This is a genomic window from Nocardia sp. NBC_01730, from assembly GCF_035920445.1.
Taxonomy (GTDB): Bacteria; Actinomycetota; Actinomycetes; order Mycobacteriales; family Mycobacteriaceae; genus Nocardia.
The window spans coordinates 7,663,720-7,684,806 of the sequence record NZ_CP109162.1 but is presented as its reverse complement, the minus strand read 5'-3'; the positions used below and the strand labels follow the sequence as shown (position 1 = coordinate 7,684,806).

General features: G+C 65.7%; 14 protein-coding genes. 1 reads left to right on the top strand and 13 read right to left on the bottom strand.

Annotated features, from left to right (window positions below; translation table 11 throughout):
- The 10 genes from OHB12_RS31945 to OHB12_RS31900 form a co-directional block, all read right to left on the bottom strand.
- Positions 1 to 831 (bottom strand): ESX secretion-associated protein EspG, encoded by an 831-nt coding sequence (locus OHB12_RS31945; RefSeq protein ID WP_327113599.1) that lies wholly within the window; start codon positions 829 to 831, stop codon positions 1 to 3.
- 50 nt (positions 832 to 881) lie between these two features.
- Positions 882 to 1,187, bottom strand: a complete 306-nt coding sequence (locus OHB12_RS31940; protein ID WP_327113597.1) for a hypothetical protein — start codon at positions 1,185 to 1,187, stop codon at positions 882 to 884.
- A gap of 45 nt (positions 1,188 to 1,232) precedes the next feature.
- Positions 1,233 to 1,544, bottom strand: coding sequence for a WXG100 family type VII secretion target (locus OHB12_RS31935; protein WP_327113595.1), 312 nt, complete (start codon positions 1,542 to 1,544; stop codon positions 1,233 to 1,235).
- 14 nt (positions 1,545 to 1,558) lie between these two features.
- Positions 1,559 to 2,854, bottom strand: a complete 1,296-nt coding sequence (locus OHB12_RS31930) for a PPE family protein (protein WP_327113593.1) — start codon at positions 2,852 to 2,854, stop codon at positions 1,559 to 1,561.
- A 36-nt stretch (positions 2,855 to 2,890) separates the two neighbouring features.
- Positions 2,891 to 3,208, bottom strand: coding sequence for a hypothetical protein (locus tag OHB12_RS31925; protein ID WP_327113591.1), 318 nt, complete (start codon positions 3,206 to 3,208; stop codon positions 2,891 to 2,893).
- 96 nt (positions 3,209 to 3,304) lie between these two features.
- Positions 3,305 to 7,306: a type VII secretion protein EccCa gene (gene eccCa, locus OHB12_RS31920; protein ID WP_327113589.1), complete on the bottom strand. Its 4,002-nt coding sequence runs from the start codon at positions 7,304 to 7,306 to the stop codon at positions 3,305 to 3,307.
- Positions 7,303 to 8,889 (bottom strand): type VII secretion protein EccB, encoded by a 1,587-nt coding sequence (gene eccB, locus OHB12_RS31915; RefSeq protein WP_327113587.1) that lies wholly within the window; start codon positions 8,887 to 8,889, stop codon positions 7,303 to 7,305. Before eccB ends, eccCa begins: the two co-directional genes overlap by 4 nt.
- A gap of 242 nt (positions 8,890 to 9,131) precedes the next feature.
- The gene (gene eccA / locus OHB12_RS31910) at positions 9,132 to 10,892 is read right to left on the bottom strand and encodes a type VII secretion AAA-ATPase EccA (RefSeq protein ID WP_327113585.1); all 1,761 of its coding nucleotides are present in this window, start codon (positions 10,890 to 10,892) and stop codon (positions 9,132 to 9,134) included.
- 862 nt (positions 10,893 to 11,754) lie between these two features.
- The gene (locus OHB12_RS31905) at positions 11,755 to 13,428 is read right to left on the bottom strand and encodes a WXG100-like domain-containing protein (RefSeq protein WP_327113583.1); all 1,674 of its coding nucleotides are present in this window, start codon (positions 13,426 to 13,428) and stop codon (positions 11,755 to 11,757) included.
- A gap of 27 nt (positions 13,429 to 13,455) precedes the next feature.
- On the bottom strand, positions 13,456 to 14,406 hold the full coding sequence (locus OHB12_RS31900; RefSeq protein ID WP_327113581.1) for a C40 family peptidase: 951 nt from the start codon (positions 14,404 to 14,406) through the stop codon (positions 13,456 to 13,458).
- 180 nt (positions 14,407 to 14,586) lie between these two features.
- Here OHB12_RS31900 and OHB12_RS31895 point away from each other — a divergent pair, with 180 nt between their 5' ends.
- The gene (locus OHB12_RS31895) at positions 14,587 to 15,657 is read left to right on the top strand and encodes a hypothetical protein (RefSeq protein WP_327113579.1); all 1,071 of its coding nucleotides are present in this window, start codon (positions 14,587 to 14,589) and stop codon (positions 15,655 to 15,657) included.
- 301 nt (positions 15,658 to 15,958) lie between these two features.
- Here OHB12_RS31895 and OHB12_RS31890 read toward each other — a convergent pair whose 3' ends face one another.
- From OHB12_RS31890 to OHB12_RS31880, 3 genes are all read right to left on the bottom strand, one after another.
- Positions 15,959 to 16,096 carry a hypothetical protein gene (locus tag OHB12_RS31890; RefSeq protein WP_327113577.1) on the bottom strand — a complete coding sequence of 46 codons (138 nt, stop codon included), beginning with the start codon at positions 16,094 to 16,096 and terminating at the stop codon, positions 15,959 to 15,961.
- A gap of 332 nt (positions 16,097 to 16,428) precedes the next feature.
- Entirely contained in the window at positions 16,429 to 18,324 is a 1,896-nt protein-coding gene (locus tag OHB12_RS31885; protein WP_327113575.1) for a type VII secretion target, read from the bottom strand.
- Between the two features lie 291 nt (positions 18,325 to 18,615).
- Complete coding sequence (locus OHB12_RS31880) at positions 18,616 to 21,087, bottom strand: hypothetical protein (RefSeq protein WP_327113573.1); 2,472 nt, start codon at positions 21,085 to 21,087, stop codon at positions 18,616 to 18,618.

Below are 21,087 nucleotides of genomic sequence, written 5' to 3'. Positions count from 1 at the left end.
TCAGTGAATTCTACTGGTATCGAACCAACTTCGGCCGGGCAGCAAATCGATAAGCGCCCCGATACCCGACCGCAGGGCCACGTCGTCGCCTGGGGCGTACGTCGACCAGATTTCCCCGTCCATCGCCTTGCTCGGAGTGACGATGAGTCGCCCCGAAGGCGTGTCCAGCACGCTCACACACACCTCCGGCTCCGCCGAGCTTCCGTCGTGATGCTCGATCACGAGGATCTCAGCGCGACGCACCACCTCGTCGAGCACCCGGCTCAGCACACCGGCGGTGTGCGGCTGTGCGCCCAACTCCAACAACGCCTGTCGCCGCTCATCTTGGTCGGACGGAACCTCCTTGAATTGCTCCAGTGTCGCGGTCAGTGGCGCGAACTGCAGTGCCGGACAAGGCCCTAACGCCGCGGCCATGGCCGCCGTCACGGTATGCAGGTCTTCCCCTTGCTGGAACACCGACTGGACGATGACTTCGTCGTCACAACGCACCGCCAGCACGTGAGTAGCACCACAGCGCACAAACGACAATCGCAGCATCGCCTGCGGCTCACCATCGTGACCGGTGTCCACTATGCGTGCGACCAGTTCCATATCCGGCCGGTACAGACATTCCAGCCAATGTGCGATTGTAGGATGCACGCGGTCGTCCTCGACTACGCCCGCACGAACGAGCTCGTCGAGGACGACAGCATGTACCCGAGCCTGGTCGGCCTCATTGTAGATATTCGGCATCAACGCCAATACCGGAGGGTAGGAATCGATGCCGACCATGGACTGCAGCACCAACGCCGCGTCCACGTTCAGATTGACCACAACCGGATCGGCTTCCATGTCACACCGATTCCGGAACTGCGAGTCGAACCACGGAGTATCTAGATCTCTTAGGTTCCGATCTGCTGGAACCTCATGCCCTGGCCTACGTCGACCGCGCGGAACATACCGTCGATTCCAGATACTTCCTTTGTTGCGCCCTTCAGTGCCGTCAGCTGCGTGTTGTACTCGTCGATCAGCCTTCCGACGCGCTGTTGCAGGTCGTAGTTATCGGTACCCGCGGCGCCTTGGAAGTTCTCGGCAACCAGATTGACCAGCGTCGTCCGCTCTCCCGCGTCGACAGTCATATCACTGAGCACCTTGTCGGTACGAACAACCAGGCCTTCGACCTCATTGTATTTGTTTACCAAAGCCATTTTGGATCAACCTTTCAGACAAAGTTCAAATCGTGAACTATTGAATCAGAAATTCATATTGTATTTGTTGACGTTCGCCGCGCCCTCTTGATCCTGGGCGTCAAAACTCGCGCCCGACGAATTCAGAGCATCGACGATCTGCATGAAGGTCTGGTGCAGCTTGTTCCCTTTGTCGAGAGCTCCCTGCATCGCAGTTTGGATGGCGGTGCCGGTAGACCCCTGAACCGCAGGGGCATACTCCTGCTTGATGCCCTCCAGTATCCCCATGTGATTCTTGAACGTGTCAGCGTGCATGAAGAACTTCTTGGCGGCCGCGTTGATTTCCGCGGGATCACCGGTGTAGCTGGGAGTACCCATTTCTTTCCCTCTCGCTATGAGGCGTTGATTTTGCCTCGGTCGGTTTCGCCGAGGATGTTTGCAAGTTGTGCGTCGGAATCGTCGAGACGCGGTTCAGGCTCATCGACATACTCGATCACACCGATTACCGGGGGTTTCTCCAGAACCGGCACCTCCTGAGGTTCTCCGGGGACGAATACGGCCGCCGGCTTTGTGGATTTCTCGTCGTCCCGGCGACGACGTCCCGTCTTCGGCGCGATCGCACCACGCGGCGGACCTTTGCGCGCCGGGGATGCGGCTGTCGCGTTGTTGTTCAGCGAAGCCCCGAATGCAGTTCCCTTGCCGAGCGACCAGTTCGTCGGCATCCGGAAGCCGGTCGAGCCCCCGGGTATGGAACCAAGCCCACCGCGCTGCAGACCGATCGCGAGCGCGGCACCCGCACCACCGTTCAAGCCCACCAAGGTGGAAGAACTCGCCGACGTTCCGAAGAAACCGGCATCTTGCGCCGTCCCATCGATCAGCCCCTCCGAGCCATAAGGCGCATCCGTCAATCCCTGCATAGGATCGGAGACGGGCTCCTGTACCTCCGGTGGCGTGTTGCCGACGGAGTCGGCCGGTGGCTGGTCGGGCTGCGTCGGCGTATCGGTCGTGTTGTCACCGGTTGTATTGCTGGTGTCCTGCGTAACACTGTTGTCGTGTTGCACCGGATTGTTCTGGGTCACTGTAGGACCGGTCGGATCGGTGTGGCCGACAGAGCTTACGTCAGGACTTGATTTGAAGCCCGGGCCGGGACCCGTCGGCGATGGACCGACGATCTCCGGTGCGGGCGGCGGTGGCGGAAGACTTGCCGTATTCGCCAACGTCTCCGCGTGATACTGGTACATCGTCCCGGCGGCCTGCGCCCACATGACCATGTAGACCATTTCATTGACAGCGATCATCGGCGTGTTCTGACCCATGCTGTTGCTTGCCACCAAGGTCGCGGTCAGAGCCCTGTTTGCCAGGATCGCCGGTAACGGCGGCATCTTGCCCAGCGCACTGGTGTACGCCTCTGCCTGGACGAGCGCGTGCTGCGCGACAGCCATCGCTATGGTTCCCTGTTCACGCAGCCAACTGGCATGTTTGCGAAATGCCAACTGCGCCTGGTTCGCCGAGTCGCCCTGCCACTCGATGCCCATCGCCGTGGTCTGGCCCTCAGCAGCCGTCGCCGCCGCCAACAAGCCGTCGCCGATAGCCGCGTACCCGGCCGCGGCCGCGACCATCGGACCGGGACCCAGCCCAAAGGTCAGCCTCGCCGAGTTCACCTCGGGTGGATACGCTGCGTAGAACACGGCAGCCTCCTCTCAATGACCGCTGGGCGCCTTCCCTCAGAGAGGCTGGCAGGCCCGGACCACGCTTCCGTCGGCGATGTCGGTAGTCAGATACTCCGCACTGACGGGCACCAGCAGATCCGCGCCGCTGAGCAGGTTAGTCAGGCCGACCGCCGTGCCGTTCAAGAACTTGGTAACCGAATACTCGTTGAATTTTTCCGCCGCGATGCAGCTCGCGTCGTCGAAGGCTGCCGGTAGCGGACAGGTGGCAGGTGCCGCACCGACTACTACGGAAGTGATGGTGGCCTGATTGACGCACATTTGCGCGCTGGTGGCTTGCAGATGTTCTGGAGAGACAGCGGTGGGGAGTGCCATGGTGAAACTCCAATCGAGCGTGAACTACCATCTCGGATCGAGCGGTACTTAATGGAAACGGTAAATCATTCCCAACATTGGGAGTTGTCGCAGAGATCAGAGCTGCTGAGGCACCCAGGCCACCTGTACGAGATCTCTGCGGGAGCTCATCGGCTCCACGAAGATGCCCCGCCCCGGAGGCTGCTTGGTCGGCCGCACGTCGCCTATCAGCACGCCGTCGAGCTTCGAGCCATCCATGATCAGGCCTGAGGAGTTCAGGTTCTTCATCTGGCCGATCACGTTGTCGTAGAGCGCGGTGTCGGCCTGCGCGATGTTGCGCGCCACGATCACGTGCAGGCCGGTATCACGGCCGTCGACGAGGATTTCCTTCAGCGGTTCCAGCGGGTTCATCGAGCCACGCTGCGCAACCATGTGATAGTCATCGATCACCACGAAGACCTCGGGGCCGCTCCACCAGGAACGCTCCGCGAGCTGACGGGTGGTCACATTGTCGGGTGGGCGTCTGGACTGCATCTTCTCGACCAGCGGCGGCAGTGCGTCGCGCACGTCCCGTTCGTTCGTCACATGCCCGATGAGCATGTCTCCCGGCACGGTCTCCAGATGCCTGCGGCGGTAATCGATCAGCAGGACGCGCGCTTGCGAGGCATCGTATTGGCGCCGAATGGATTCCAGCAGTGCGGCCAATGTTGTCGACTTCCCCGATCCCGACGAGCCGAGCACGATGAAATGTGTCGACACTCCGAAGTCGATCACGGCGGGGTTGAGATCGGATTCTCGGACACCGAATGGCACGACGAGTCGCTGGGCCAACGTCTGCGGCGCAGGTAGATCCCTTCGAACCTCGTCGAGGCCGATTTGCGGTGGCAGCAGTTTCACCTGCGGCGCTCGCCGGCCGGGATAGCGTTGGTCGACTTCGGCGATCGCGGCTGCGAGGCCGTCCGCGGCGGAATCGGCATCGCCCACACCATCCATGCGAGGCAAGGATGTGAGCATGTGCAGACCATCGGTCGAGATACAGCGACCGGGTCGGTTGGCGGGAATGGCCGCGACCACAGCGCGATGCGCGCTGAACGACGTATCGGCCAGGTCACCCAAACGCATCTCGACGCGGGTTTGCACAAGGTCCTTGATCGCGGGCCGGATCGCGATCCAACGTGAACTGGTGAGCACCAAGTGGATGCCGTAGTTCAGCCCTTGGAGGGCGATCGATTCCATCACCGGGGTGTACTCGTCGTAATACGGACCATTCGTGCCGAAACCGATATCCCAGCCATCGATGACCAGGAAGACATCGCCATAGGGATCACGGTCCAGCCATGGCGCCTGGCCCGTGTTGCGCAGAGTGCGAAACTTCCGAGTGGTGTCGATACCGAATTCGGTGAACATCGACTGGCGGCTCTCGAGCAAGTTCGTGATCAATGCGATGGTGCGCCGAATACGGTCGCCGTCGCGGGCCGCGGCGACCGATCCCACGTGCGGCAGGTTCGCCAACGCCGACAACCCTCCGCCGGAGAAGTCCAGGCAGTAGAACTGGACCTGTTCGGGGGTGTGGGTCATCGCCGCGGACAGTATGAGAGTTTGCAGCGCGGTCGATTTGCCGGACTGCGTACCGCCGACGATGGCCATGTGCCCGCCGGCGCCGGACATATCGACAGACCATACGTCCTGGCGCTGCTGACGGGGCTTGTCGACCAGCGCCAACGGCATCTGCAATGCCCCCTGCGGCACCGCGGGAACCATCCGGTCGAGTGTAGGAGGAGTGGTCAAGGGAGGCAGCCACATACGATGAGCCGGCTGGCCATGACGGGCTAGCTGCTGCAACACCGATTCCATTACCGTGATCGACTCTCCGTCGACCGTCTCGTGCGTGTCTTCGACCGTCACCGGCTCGACCACCACAGGCCGTGTGTCGACGATATTGCCCGTGGTGAACCGCTGTGGCGGCCGGTACCCGCCACCAGGCCGCCGCGCGCGTTGCGCAGAGGCCGCCGACACCTGCGCGGGCGGCGTATACCGTTCACCCACGTAGGCGGCCTGGAACCGCTGCAGGTCGCCCGAGCCGACCCGCAGGTAACCCGCACCCGGTTTCTTCGGCAGGTGGTAGGCGTCAGCGGTGCCGATCGCATCGCGCGAGTCGCTGGTCTGGTTGGTGCGCAACGCGATTCGATATGACAGGTGCGCTTCCAGCTCGCCCATCCGGTTGGCAGGCACCTTCTGCGACGCCAGCAACAGGTGGATCCGCAATGATCGGCCGAGTCGGCCGATGGCTACGAACAGTTTCGAGAAGTTCGGGTATTGCTCGAGCAGTTCGGCGAACTCGTCGAGAATGATCAGCAGGGTGGGCAACGGTCGCAGGTTCGCCCCCTGTTCCCTGGCCCGCTCGTAGTCGGCGACGCTGGCGAAGTTGCCCGCGTCGCGCAGAATCCGCTGCCGCCGCGCCATTTCGCCGTTGATCACGTCTTCCATACGGGTAACCAGATCGGCCTCTTCCTCCATGTTCGTCACGACGGCCGTCACGTGGGACAGCCGGTCGAAACCGAGGAACGTGGCACCACCCTTGAAGTCGACGAGCAGCAGATTCAGCGTGTCGGGCGAATGCGTCGCGACCGCGGAAAGCACCAGGGTCCGCAGGAACTCCGACTTGCCCGATCCGGTGGCACCGATGCACATGCCGTGCGGGCCCATACCCTCTTCGGCCGATTCCTTGATATCGAGGTAGACGACGCCGCCGGCCGGATCGTGGGCGAAGGGAATGTTCAACCGTGCCCGGTCCTCGTCGCGGCGCGGGATCCAGGCCTGCTCGATGCGGATGGCGCCGGGGTCGGCGACGTCGACCATCTCCTCCCATGAGGTGCCCCCACTGGCCTGCTCGGCGGCCACCGCCTCCACCACCGTGGACAGCCGGTAGGGCGAGAGGTTCCGCGCCATCGCCGTCATCGCGGAGACCGAGAGCGTGTCGACGACGCCGACCCGGCGCAGCCCGCGCGTGCTCACCTCGTTCAGCGACCGATCCTCGGTCACGGTGAACCGCAGCGCCCGCGGCAAATTCTGCTCCGTGGCACCGAGTCGCAGCCAGGTGCAGCCGTCGATGCCGGAGATATCGCGGTCACTCGCCGGCCCCCCCACGTCGACGATCAGCAGATAGTGTGTGCGATCCAACGTGGGCTGCGAATTGGCGGAGAACGGCCCGCGATTGAGCCCGGCGAGCACTTTCGTCCGCAACTCGGCGACCGTGCGGTAGACCATCCGGCTCGATCCGATCGCGTCGGTCTCGTTCGGATGCTGAGTATGCGGCAGCCATTTCAGCCAGGACCATTCCGGAGCATCCGGGTTCGACAGTACCGCGGCGACCGCCACCTGGTCCGGCCCGTGCAGCACCGCGATCTCGGCGATCATCGCGCGGATCAGCCCGGATACCAGTTGCGCGTCGCCGTCGATGCCGACCTGCGGCGCCGACAGCAGATTGATCGCGACGGGCATGCCGCCCACCGTGGAGTAGGCCTTCGCGAACCGCGTCAGCTCGACGACGCCGACCGGATCGAGATCGGAGGTCGGTGCGGCCTCCGGCACGATCACGCGCACCTGGTTGGCGATGCGCCCACGGCCGACCCGCACGCGCAGGAACTGCGGACTGGCGACCTGCACCTCCCACATCCGCTTGCCGCCGATCAGCCGAGCGATCTCGTCGGGGCCAGGATGCGTGTAGCGCAGGAAGGTGTACAGTTCCGCTTCCGCCCCGTGCACCGTCTTGCGATTGTCCGTGATGCTGCGCAGGTAGTCTTTGCGCTCTTCGTTGAGGCCCGCCGCTCCGCCGCTGTTGCCACCGATCGCGCCGCCCATCATGCCGCCCATCGACACGAGCATCATGATCGGGAACATCATCATCATCGGCGACATGGCACCGCCGCCGCGGAACATCATGACCATCATCCCGGCCATGGCCGCCACCATGACCACGGGCATGATCATCCGCAACCGCGACGGCGGGACCGGCTTGGGCAGCTCGGTTGGCGGCTGCAATCGTAGTTCTGTCACGGCAGGGGCTTTGGGGCCGCGCACCGTCCGAGCGGGCCGCACGAATCGGCGGGTAGTTGTCATGACCCACCGCCCAATACGGCGACGGTCTTGTTGGTCGGGATGCCGTCGTGCTGCAGGCGGGCATCCTTCTGGGACAGTACGGGGCCGACCGCGAACAGCGAGATGATGTTCCACGGCGCCGGCGCCGGGGTCCGCAGCGCCAGTGAGGTCAGCGTCGGGTCGTTGGCGCCGTGGTTCTCGCCGACGGCAATGCCGTAGCGCACGCCGCTGTCGGAGACCCAGTACAGCGATTCCCGCAGCGGCGATCCCGGTTCGGTGCCGGTCACCTGTACGAAACGTCCGGTGTCCCTCGGCATGAATGCCGCGTCGGCTGTGGTGCCGCGCGACGAGGACGCGGTCACCAGGTCTACGGCAAGTCCCTGCTCCTCCTGCGTCAGCGGCAACTGCCTGCCGACCAGGAGCTCGGTCGCGGCGTTCGGGTCGTTTCCGCCGCGCGACCAGTTGTAGCAGGTCACTCCGTACCGTTCGGGATCGACGATCCGGACGGGCCGGGTCGGATAGGTCGCCGTACCCGGCCACGAGCCCGGCCGCAGATTGGACGCGATCACATTCGGGCCGACAGCTCGGGTGGATACCGCACCACGTGCGTCGGCGTTGCGGATCATCGCCGCCAGCACCGGGCTGACCCGGACGACCCCGGTCTCCGAGACGAGGTAATACGCAGCCCCCTGGTCCGGGGCGGACACGGTGAGCACCGACCCGATCGGTGTGGTGAACCCAGAGTTCAGGGTGATCACGTTCCCGGATCCGGGAACATCAGGCACCCGCAGTGGCGGCACCTCCGGAATCGCGTTGACCAGACCTTTGGAGGCGGCGGTTACCGGAGCGGTGGAATCTATGCCCAATGCCAACGCGACCGCGGTGTTCGACAGGTCGATCCCGGCACGAACGACGCCTTTCTCGCTGTCGGCATAGACCAACCACGTCGTAGCGTCGTCGCGCAGCAATCGCGCCTCACCGTCGGCCAATTGGCGAATGGCGTCTCCATCGACAGTGAGGGGGCCGCCGATCGCGGTGGTGCGCACGGCGGAACGACTGATCGTCGGCAATCCGGTCGCCGGGTTCACCGGCGCGGCCGCGCCGATCTTCGCGGTGTCGCACACCGTCCACGAAGAGTCCTTCGCACTGCTGTCGACGATGCTGCCCGGCGCACCGGGAATGCCGACCCACGGCCCACGCGGATATTTCGACAGCTCGTCCCGCGAGACTTGCACCGGATTATCCGCGGAACCGACGATGAGGCGCGCCGAGGTCAGATTCAGCGCCGGGTACAGCCGATTGTTGAGACGCACGAACAGCGCACCGGTGTCTTTCTCCGCCACGATGTTCGAATCCCCCACCTTCTTGGCAGGTTTGAAGAACGCCAGCACCGCCGCGCCGGCGATGATCACACAGGCGACAGCGATACCGATGGACAGTGCTGTGGACCGGCCGCGCTGCGGATCGTCGATCATCGAGGCATCCCGGCGGACCAGCGCGTGTTCGATCCGACGCAGCAGAAAGCGCCAACCAGATATCTGGTGTTTGGTCACGACCCGGAAGCGCGCCACCGGTTTCATTTCCTTCCGCCGACCTGTCGTCACACCATATCCACCGGTCAGGACGCGAATACGGAAATACTTCCCAATCCTGGGAAGTTCCAACTGGCGGTGTCGGACGGCCGAACCTGAGCCCTACTACGTCATGGCCAACAGCGATCGCCACTGGGACAACCACCGCACCAGACCTGATGGTGACGTCGTCATCGGCGATATCTGGCCAGGGCGAGATCCGCCACTGGTCAAAGCACGGCGCGCGGCACAGCTGAATCGGTCCGTCGGACGCGTCACGCTCGCGCCTTGGGCGCAAGACCCTCCAGCGCCGCCGAGACGTCGAAGGCGTCGATCGTCATCAGTTCCTCGTCGGTCATCGCGGCGATGTCGGCGTTATCCTTGGTGAAGCGGTAGTCACGCTCGGCTTCGGCGGCCTCGACCACGTTGCGCACGAAGCGGCCGTTGCCCGCGAGGTCGATCAACCGCCGACCGTTCTTGCTTTGCGCCGCCAGCTCATCGCAGCGGATGCGCAGTACCTCGCGCGCCTGTTCGGACAGGATCGAATCCTTCTTGCCCGCAATGTGATCGGCGATCTGCACCAATTCGTCCGCGTCGTAGCTGGCGAACCGGATCCGCTTGGTGAATCGCGAGTTGAGACCGTCGTTGGACTGGAGGAACCGGTCGATCTGGTCCTCGTACCCGGCGATGATCACGACCAGCTTGTCCCGGTCGTTCTCCATCCTGGCCAGCAGGGTGTCCACCGCTTCCTTACCGAAAGCGTCACCGCCGGAAAGACCTTCCTGGATCAGGGTGTACGCCTCGTCGATGAACAGCACACCGCCCAGCGCGGAGTCGATCAGCGCATTAGTCTTCGGCGCGGTGTGGCCGAGATGGGTACCGACCATATCGTTGCGCGACACCTCGACCACGTCGGCGTTCTCGACAACCCCCAGACCGGCGAAGATCTTGGCGATAACGCGTGCGATGGTCGTCTTACCGGTGCCAGGCGGGCCGGAGAAGATCAGGTGCTGCGACCGCGAGTCAACGGCCAGCCCGCGCTTGGCGCGCACCTGGTCCATCAGGACACCAGATTTGAGCCGGTCGACCTGCTCCTTGACCGAGTCCATGCCGATCTGCGCCTGCAGCAGTTCCGAGGCCTCCGCGAGCAGGGACTCCCGTTCCTCCCGCGCCGCGCTGGCAGCCGCCTCGGCCGGGTCGTCACCGGTTTTCGGGTCCCACTTGTCCGTCCTGGACGCGATGAGCGCGGCGGTGGTGACCTCGAATTTGTACGACTTGTCACGCACCGCGAGCTGCCATTCCTCGCGTTCGGGCCACAACCCGGAACCTTGCAAGCCCTTCAGGATCTTGTCGGCGGCGTCGTAATCTCCGCCGTGCCGCAACAGCATGCCGAGCAGGAAGTGCGCGTCGGCCCAAATGTAGGACAGGTTCCCCGAGGAGCTGTCCTCGACAATCCGCTGGGCGCGCGGCGTTGCCTCGCCGAATCGGCCGAGGTGGGCCAGCGACTGGGCGGCCATCAACTCGGCCGCGATGTCCAGCAGGCCGTCTTCGAGTACCGGCCGCGCGGCGCGGGCGGCGATCACATCCGGCCACCGCCTCGTCCGGAAGTACAGCGACATGCGGACGAAATCGGCGACGTCGTCGCTCGGGACCTCATCGAGAATGGCCGCGGCTTCCTGCCATTCACCGCCGTCGGCGTACGCGCAGGCCTGCGCGATCGCGATCTGGTCGCGATCGGCCATCGCGACGCGCAGCCCGTACATCCCGATCTCGACCTGACACCACAGCGCCCGGTCGACCAAGCCTGCACGCTGCTGATCGCGATAGAGGTTGTGCACCGATCGATAGGCGCCGTAGATCACCTCCGAGTTGACCTCCCCCGCCATAGCGCGCCCCAACCAGGCATCGCACATGTCCGGATCGAGATCGGTGGCGGCCCGGAAGGCCGCAGCCGCGTGCTGTTCGTTGCGGACACCGCCCGCGACCAACCCAAGATTCTGAACACCCGTGTAGAACGCGTCCTCGGCCGCTGACACTCGGACTTCCCTTCCGCCGAACTTGCCTGCTCAAACCATAGATTCCCCCGGTCACACTCCAGACTCGACCACTTCCCATAATTGGGAAGAAATGCGAAGCGAACTTCGCGTCACACCGGGCGCCATAGCACCGAGCCAGAGAACCCGGTTCGGTCCACATCCGAAGCATTCATATGCCAATTTTGAACGTGCCGTCAAATAACGGTATGGTCCCTCCGGGGTCGGCAAACATCCGCCTGCTGACGACCCCCGGCGGCGGCTGACAAGCCGCGATCCGGCCTACAGCCGCCGCGCAGCAGGTCATATAGCTTTCCAAAATTTCTTGCCGCTAATTAGGTGCACACTATTGAACGTTCCGACAGAAGAGGGTACTGTCTGAACACAGATCGTCGGTCCCTCATCCTGACGATCTGAACCAAAGCAACGGCCGGTGGCACCGGCAGGCCACCGGCCGTTGCGAGGTACAACCACAGAAGCGAGCTGGACTCGCACCGACGGCAGTGTGTCTACGTCTACCACTGTCGCTACTTCCCCCATCTCCTACCTTCCCATTGCCAGGAAGGGTTGCGCCGCTTCCGCATCGGAAAGCTGCAGGCCACATATGGCAGGGCGGCCGCGCCCTGCTCACTCTCATCGCTCCCGAAAGCTGCCGTCCGGCACAGCAGTGGTATCCGGACGGCATCAATCCGCTGGATGAGCCTCGTCGGGCTCGAACCGGGCGACGGACCCGGTTTCGTACGTGCCTGCTGTCACCGTCCCGGATCGAGCCATCACCGCCGCATCGGCAAAGCCGCGACTCCACAAGCAAGTTCCGACTGAACCACAGCTGCGATCAGCCCGCTGCGACCGACAGGCAGCGCGATCAGGCGCGTGTGCCCGGTGGGTCGACGGGTTCGGATGCTGTGCTGGTCGGTGCCGTCACGCGCGCCGGTGCGACCGCGCGATCCGATGAACCTGCCGATTCGACCTTGTCGTCCCGACCGGGCTCGGTTCCTTTCTCCCGGAGTGAGCGCACCGGCGGCCCGGCGGTGGACGGAGCGTGGACTGCCGCGGGAACGTCACGGGTGCGGCGGGGTATGGTCCACGGCGTGACCGCCGGTGCACTTCCGACGGACGGGCGGGTACGTACGGGGCGTACAGCCTTGGGCGGCAACGCTTTCGGAGTCGGCGCCCGATCCCCGCCACGTCCCCATGGCGTTGCCGCTTTCGCCTCGGCGCCACCGGGCTGTGGAGGTGGCGAACCGCCCACCGGGTGCCCCGCGGCCGTGCCGTCTGCCGCGGCCGGAGTGGCGGTTGCCACGCTCACACCGGACACCCAGCTCGGTCGGCGGCCCTCGGAGTCGGCGGCCGGATGCGCCGGTTCTCCGGGCATTGCGTCGTGGGAAGCGACCAAGCCGACACGCGGTGCGCTCCGCTCGCCCGCGGACTCCTGACTCACCGCGGCCGGAACTTCTCCGGGCCGCCCCGAGTCCGGAAGGGTTGACGCCGGGCCGGTTACGGACGGCATCCTCGCGGGAGCACTGCGCCCTTCCCCGGCAGGGGTGGTAGCCCGATTATCGGCGGATTCGCTCCGCCCTCCTGCGGATCCGGCTCCGCTTCTTGGCCGATCACCGACCCCGGCAGCGACCGGCGAGTGCGCACTGTCGGCTCCAGCCCGAACCGGACTGCCCGAAGACGTCGGTGCCGTGACGCTCGGCGTCGAGTCGGATAGTTCCCGCAACCGGGAGGATGGATCTGCCTCCGGCGTCCCGGTAGATATGGTCGGCGCCGTCGACCTATCCGGCACCGCGACATTCACCGTGTCGTCGAACCGTGTCGCCGTGGTGAAGTCGAGCGTCGACACGTTCTCCGCGAACGTCGCAGCATGCTGCATGATGTCATCGGCATGCTCGTCCAGCACCTTGGCGTAGCGCCGCACCTCATCGGGCTCGATACGCAAGGGCACCGCGGACGAACTGCCCGACGGCTCGGGGACGCCGAGCGCGTGGCGCGTGGCGTCGTAGACGATGCCCTTGATCATGTCGTCGATGGCGTCCTCGAGCGGTTCGATCGCCCTTCCGATCACCTCGGCGACGATGTAGCCGATCAAGCACTGCTGCATCTGGTCGCAGAGTCGGCGCGCGGCGGCGGCCACCAAGGGCGCGGACGGAGTCAGCGGCGGTGTCACCAGCATCGACATGTAGGCCGCCGCGAGGGCTGCGAGTTCGGCCAGCACGGCGATCTTCACGACGGTGATCACCGTGGCCGCCGCGTACAACGCCTGTTCCACGATCTTGCAGGCGTCGGCGAGCTGAACCATGTGCGTCGAGCTCATGCTCGCCCAGGACGCGACCAACTGCTCGTAGGAGTATCCCGAGTAGACCGAGCCCATGTCGTCGATCACGCCGGTCGCCGAGCTGTGGGTGTCCTGCACCTGCGAGGCGAAGGTGCGCACGTGACGGGCGAGGGCGCGCACGTCGTCCTCGTTGATGTCCGGGTACGGAATACCGCACATGTTGAGGAAGAACGCGACGTCACTGGGTAGGTCTATGGCCACGCGATGATCTCCTCCCCGGTGATCGACTCACAGCACCCGCACGACGACGGCTTCACTGGGCATGCGTGACCACTTGACGGTCGAACCCGTATAGGGCGCCTCGATGACCATCCCGTTGCCCGCGGCCAGCTGGACATGCTCGGGCCCCCTGGCACTGAACGACCCGGCGGGGAACACCAAGTCGCCGGCACGCACGTCCTCGGGGTGCACCCGGACCCCGCTGTAGATCTGTTCATATGTGGTGCGTGGCAACACCACCTCACCGTTGCTGGCCTGGGCGACGGCGTACTGGGTCAAGCCCGAGCAGTCGAATCCGCCGCCGCTGGGGCCGCCCGCGCCACCGCCGCCCCACACGTACGGCGTGCCGAGCCAGCCGCTGGCGGCGCGGACCGCGTTGCTCCCCGCGGTCCCGTCCGAGGGCACCATGCTCCGACGCCGCAGCCGGGATCCCGTCCCCCGCGACCTGGACCGCGTACGTCGCCTGCGCGGCGGAGTGCCACGCCTGGCCTGCCGCGTTTGCGGTGCCGCGGGTGGCATGATCTGCGCAGCCTGCTGTCGCGCGGCGGCGACGTCGGCGTCGACCTGTTTGGTGGCATTGCTGATGGTGGTCTGCGCTGCGGCGAGCAGAGCGGGACCACTGAAACGCGTGTCGGCGACCGAGGCGATCGCCTGCAGGCGCGATTGGAAGTCCGCGATCTGATTGGTCAGGCGGCCTCGGCCGTTGACCGTTCCGTCACCCGACTCGCCCACGGCTTTGCGCACAATGCTGTCCTTGCCCGCGTGCGATTCCGCCACCGACTGCTGCATTCCCTGCGCGTCGGAATACCGCGCCGCGACCGCCCCCGTGTGTGCGCGCAGGCCGGCAGCCATCGATTGGTACGCCGTCGCCGCCTGGCCGGCGTCGGGCTGTCCGTCGCCATACACTGCAAGCAGCGATCGAAGTACCCCGTCCAGGTCGTCCGTCAGTGTCGGTGCCATTCGACCGACTCGCCATCGCTCATCACCGACCGCCTCTCACATTTCTGCTAGTCATTGTGTCGCCTGGCCCGATTCATTCGTATTCCCAACCGTGGGTGGCGTGGTTGAACTCTGCAGTACTTCCCAAACTCGGGAAGCCGGGACAATGGGGGAAGACTTCTGAGAGGTGGTGGCGACGGCATGGCAACACAGGCGGCGGATCCCAAAACCAAAATCACGCAGGCGAAGCTGGCGTCCACTCCCCTGGCAGATGTTGTCTCCGCCGCCAAACGGACCGACCCCCCCGTACAACTGGACCCACCGCCGGGCGCTTCGGCCGGACTGCGCGCCTTCGTCGAGATGGGCGAAACCGCGATTCAAACCGCCGTCGACCTCCTCGGTCGTGGCCTGCCGAAACTGCCGCCGGACGTCGGCGATCTGCTGCAGCCCAGCGTGTACAAAAACCTCGGCGAAGGCGAAGCAGACAAGGCATACCAGAAGACGATCGACAAGGTCGAAGCCAAGCAGATGGAACTGCTGCAGTTCGACAATCAGATCGTCAAGACCTCCGACACGATAGCCTCGGAGCAGGCCTCTACCCTGAGGTCCATCTGGGACATCGTGAAAAAACTCCAAACTACGCTGAAGTCTGCGGGCACCATCAAAAAGCCCGAAAAGCAGGAGCCGCCTTTGCTGAAGGCCGTCGCCGACGCCGTGCAACGGGTGTACGACAAAGTCGCCGCGGTCGCCGCACTCAACGAGAACCTGGCTAACGAAGGCGGCGGCAAGAACACCGGCGGCGGCAATACCGGCGGCACAGCTACCCAGGGTAGCGGCGGCGACGGCCTCGGAAGCATTCTGCAATCGCTGCTTCCGATGGCCGCGATGCTCCCGATGATGGCGATGCCGCTGGCGCAGCAGATACCGGAAATGCTCGAAAAAGCCGAAGAAGACAAACAAAAGAAGGCCGAGCAGAACCAGAACGCCGGCACACCTCCACCGCCCGGCCAGGCACCACCCCCTGGCGACCCGAACGCCACCGCGGTGGCCGCTGCCACTCCAGGCGAGCAGACCCAGAACGCCGGCACACCTCCGCCGGCCGGCCAGGCACCACCCCCTGGCGACCCGAACGCCGCTGCGGCTTCCGCTCCCGCGATACGGAATGCCAGTCTGCGTCGTCGGCAGCCACCCGCCGAGGGACAGCCTCCGTCAACTCTGCCGTCGGAGGATGCCGAACCGGATCCAGAACCGAGCCCTGCGATCACGGCGTAGTCGGCGCTGGCGTCACTACCGGTGCGCTTCTGCTGACCTGAGTCCGTGCTGATTGGGTGGCAAGAGCCCGCAGCCGACCTGCCTACCGGCTGGTGAGTTATTGCGGTCGAGCGGCATCGTCCGGCCGTCGACGATGACTTGCTTGCGCGCGGTCTAGGTCACCACGAGCGGACCGGCGCAGTTGCCGAACGCCTGCGCGACCACCGACGAAACCCCTTGCGTGGAGCCATCCGGCCGACTTGATGTCCACCATGGACTTCGACACGTACCGGGGACAGTCGGAAGTATCCTTTAATTTCTTCTAGACCCGATCGGCGACCTCGTCCGATTTCGCGAACAGGGGCACCTCGATCGACGGCTGCGAGACGACACACTCCAGGTTCTTGTCGCACTCGCTGGGAAAGGCGAAAACACCGTTGTCTTTCAGCCTTTCCGGCATCCACCTCCGCGAGAAATCCGTTGAGCCCCTCGACCCACTCAACATACTGTCGTGAGCGTCGATACCGCGCTCCGGCCTGTGTTGTCGTCGCGCAGGAACCACTTGATGAATTCGACCTATCCGATGTGCTCGAAAATTGACCTCTCCAGCGGTGCAGACCCGATGTTCCAGGCCCTTATCGCACAGGAGTTGAGGTTCGGCACAGCTGACAGTCCTCGTCTGGCTGCCCTTGTTCTTCAGACAAGACTGCCGCAGTCGAACCTCGAGCTGTAATCACCGTTTCCCGAAAGCAATTCATGGAATAGCGGCCGATGGCCTCCTCACGTAAATCCTCACGACCGCTCCGGAGGTGCGACCGGGGGTGGCGACGACGGCGCGACCACGGCACCCTGCGGCGGCCCTCCGGCAACGGACGGTGCCGTAACGGACGGGGTCCCAGGACGGGCGACGCGCTCGGGCTGCACGGCAGTCGAAACCGGGGCCGGAGTCGACACGAACTGTGGATGCTCAGTGATCTGCTCGTGCGCGTACACCGCGTCACGCAAGCTCTGCCTGCTCGATTCGTTCGCCAGCAACAGCGCCAGCTCGTTGCAACGGCGCTCGAAGACCATGGCGCGCAACGGCGAAACGCCCACGTCGACCCGCAACTGCCCGATCTCGACCCGGCCAACGTCTACGCGCTGGCCGAGCATCGCGGCCGCGAGCAGATCGTCGGCGTCGCGCAACTCGTCCCACAGTTCGCGCGGCACCGCCTTTCCGGCCTGTACCGCCGCGAGGATCCGTTCCCGCACCTGCCGCGACGAGGCGGCCTCGCCGGGTATCGGCCCGGACCGGCCCACCTGTGCGTGTGCGTCGACCGCGAGTTCCACACAGCGCGACCGAACCTGCGTATCGGGCACCGCAGAGACCTGCTCCAGACCCGCGACCGAGCCGGTCAAGCCCAGCCGGTCGGCCGTGTCGGGCGTGAACTCGCGCAGATCGACGTCGTAGGAGGGGCCGACGAGTCCCTCCATCGCCGCGTCGCTGAACCGCGACCGCAGGCCGGGATCGATCGGCCCGGACGACACGAGCGCCGACAGCCTCGCGTTGGCCTTCGCGCCCCACGCCAGTCCGAACTCCGCGAGCACCCGAGCCGGGTCCGAGACTCCTTCCCACGGAGAGCCGCTGCCATCCGCGTCGGCGAGCAGCTCGTCCCAGATCCAGGGGGAAGAAACTTCACGCGGCAGGAACAGCCCGGCAGGCATCCACCCGCGGCCTTCGTTGGAGCTGATGAACACGCCCGCGCCCGCAGGACCGCGCATCACCGACACCGACCAGGCCATGCCTACCGGGGAATCGACGGCCGCGAGCACACTGCCGAGCAGGGTTCTCGCCAGCACCAGATCGTCGTTCACCTGGTTGCCGACGACATACGACGGTTCGGATTCCTTGTCCTTCGCGTTCGCGACAGCGGAGGAGAACGGAGTCGCGACGGGCACCGGCATAGGTGGCATATCGGCCCGTCCGGTCGCGCCGGTCGGTGGTTGCGCGGATCCCCGGTCGTCCGCGGACGAGTAGACGGGACCCGCCGCGGTGGGCGGCATGCCCGCCGATGTCGGCGGCGTCACGCCGGAACTCGCCCCCGCCGGCGTCGCGCCGGCAGCATTCGGCGACGTAGCTCCGGTGGCATTCGGCGTGCCCGCGGTTGCTGCCTGGTCGGTCGGAGCCGCGACCGGACCTGACGTGTCCGGTGTCGACGGCGTCGCTCCGTTCGGACCGCCGGGTATAGAGCCAAGGGGGGTCTGGGTGCCGTCGGGCCCGGCCGCGATAGGGCCACCAACGGGCGGCGGTCCAACGGGCGAAGGCGTGGATGGTGTTGCGGGTCCGTTCGGACCGGCCGGTGAGCTGACGGGGGTCGTCGATGGCTGGCTATCGGTCAAACCACCGGCTTGCCGGATCCGCGCACCGAAGTCTTCGTCGGCTTGCTCGTAGGCGTCCGCCGACGCGCGCAACGACTCGGCGGTGCGGTCGTGCTCGGCGGCCAGCGCCTCGCCTGCCCGTTGCCGAGCATCGTAGTAGCGCTCCAGTGCGTCGTAGACAGGATAGGCGATCTTGCCGTACGTGGGCAGGAAGCTCGCGAGCCAATCCGAGGGCGGCTTCGCCCATTCCCGGGTATCGCGAGCGACCTGGTCGTGTTGGCTGGCCAGCTGTCGCAGTACCGCAGGGTCGATATCGATGCGGTTCGGCATGCTCGATCAGATCCTTTCCAACCACCGAATTTCTCCATTGTCGATCCTTCCCACACTTGGGGATATTCGACAAAACGGTCCGGCGTGCGTCCGCTGCCGTATTCGATTGCGCGACAATGAGTTCCAGCGGATTTCCGAACCTGGTCTCATTGTGCGGCCGAGTCGGCGTATCGGTCGTCGGCACCACCAGCGGCACACACGGACAGCGCCACGCATCCCGGACCGCCGGACCGAGCCGATTTTCGCCGCACCGGATGTGCGAATTCGGCCGGATCGCACGGCGACGCCACGTCAGCGCCCCGGACCGGCGGTAATTGTCGGGCGGCGAGCCGGTCCGGCGGTCGGCCCCGCGGCCGCGGGTTCGACGAACGCCGGGTGTCCGACGATCTGTGCGTGCGCGTACACCGCGTCGCGCAGGTTCTGGCGCGTCGGCGCGCTCGCCAGCAGCAACACGAGTTCGTCGCACCGCCGTTCGAAGACCATCCCACGCAAGGCACTCAGGTCCGATGTCGATCGGCCGTCGGGTTGGTCGGAACGCAGCTCGCCCAGGGCGACTCGGGACACGTCCGCCCGTCGCGACAACATCGACGCGGCGAGCAGGTCGTCGGCGTCACGCAGCTCCTCCCACCACTCCGGTGCCACCTCGCGGCGCTGACGCAGTGCGGCGAGAATTCGTTCCCGCACACCGGGTGCCCCCAGGGATTCCGGAGAGCCCAAACCGGCCTTGCGCACTCGGACGTGCGCGTCCGAGGCCAACTCCCAGCATCGCGAACCGATTTCGCCCTCCGGTGTCGCAACGACCCGCTGCAGCAGCCCGGGCGCCCCGACCAAACCGAGGCGATCCACCAGCCCAGGTCCCGGCGCACTCAGGTCCATCGCCGACGAGGCGCCCACCTCGCCCTCCATAGGCACCTCCCCCAACTGCCGGCGCAGATCCGCGTCGATCCGCTCCGACGACACCACCGCCGACAGTCGAGCCCCGGACTTACGTCCCCAGGCCAGCCCGAATTCGGCGAGCACTCGCGCCGGGTCGGCCACGCCTTCCCACGCGAATCCATCGGAGACCTCCCAGACCCACGGGGTCGACGCCTCACGCGGTAGATACAGCCCGGCGGGGAACCAGCCACGACCCTCGTTCGACGTCACGAACGCGCTGACACCGCTCTGATGCCGCATCACCGACACCGCCCACCCGAGCCCGACCACGGACGCACCGCCCGCGGCCAGCACCCCGCTCAGCAATGTGCGCGCCAGCACCAAGTCGCCGTTGACACGCTCGCCGAGGACGAATGACGGGGCGGCCGCCGAGGTCATGGCCGCGCCGACCACACCGCGAATCAACTCGTCGCTTCCATCGGCTTCGGCGGGCCCCTCCACCCGCTGATCGGTCGGTTTCGTCGGCGGAACCTTGGCAGTGCCGGTGGAGACACCTGACGGCGGCACCGCCGGACCCGCGGTGACCTTCGGGGGCGCGGAAGGCCCCCGCGCGTCGACCGGTGGTGCCGTCGGCTTGGCCTGGATCGGCGGCGGTCCGGAACCCGCCGGTGCCGCCGGAGCCGAAACTGTCGATCCCGAGTGAGCAGCCGGCACCGTCGGCGGCACCGCCAGCGCGGCCGGTGCGACCGGTCCGGGAAGGAGGAAAGGCGGTTGTACCGTAGCCGGCGGACCGTCCACGTGTGCTCCCCTGACCTCCGGTGTGTCGAGCCCGGTATCACGGTGTGTGTCGGTGGCGGATGCGGCCACGGACTGATCGTGCGCCGCGGATTCGACGGAATCGTCCGGCGCGTCTGAATCGGTGTCATCGGCCGTAGCATTTCCGCCCGCACCAGCCGGCTCGCTGTCCTCTACGTCTGCATGCGAGGGCCGGCCCGCGGCGGACAAATCAGGTCCGTCGTGGTCGGCGGCGGGCGAATAGACCCCAGGGGTTGTCGTACCGCCCGGCACGAACGGAGCAGGCGCGGGCGTCGAAGACGGAGGAACGACAGATGTGTCCTCGGCTGGAACAGTATTCGGCGTTTCCCCGAATTCGATACTCGGTGCCGGTGGGGCGACCGAATCGAGCTGCGGCTCGTCGTCGGCGAGATCGGGGAACAGCGGTATCGGGAGGCCCTCTTCCGGCGCGTGACGCCTATGCGGTCCGCCATGCCGCGGGGAGCCGGAATGGTCTGTAGCGGGCCGGTTCTGCTGATAGTCGTCCGGCGAACCTGGATGCCTTGGCGTCCAGGGCCCCGGCTGACCTAGTACGTCGGCGATGCGGGCAAGGCTGGGCAGGCCTTGCGGGTTGATCGACCCGAGCGCTGACCGAACGACGTCCTCGACCTCATCCCTGGCCGCGGCGATGATGCCGGGAATCCGGTTCCGGATGGTCTGGGCGTCGGATTTGTCCTCTTCCGCCGCCGCGGCCCGCAGCGTGGCCTGGATCTTCGACGTGGCGCGATCGACGATGTCCAGGATCTGGTTTCTGGTCCGGTAGATCAGATCGGAGAAGTCCCGGAAGGTGTCCGCCGCCGCCTCCAGCGCGTCGGCGAACGCCTGCGGGTTCGCGCGTTGGCGCAGCATGTCGCGCTTGACCGGTTCCAGGCCCGCACTGGAGCGCACCCGTTCGTCAAACTCGCGGCGCGTGCTCTCGACCTCGAGCAGGTCGAGCGTTGCGGCACCATCGCGCGCGAGACTTTCGAGCGCGTTCCAGTCCGCCGGGGAGATCACCGGCCAGTTGTCGCGGACTATGGCGTCCCAGTACGGGCTGCTGCGCTCCGGTTCCAT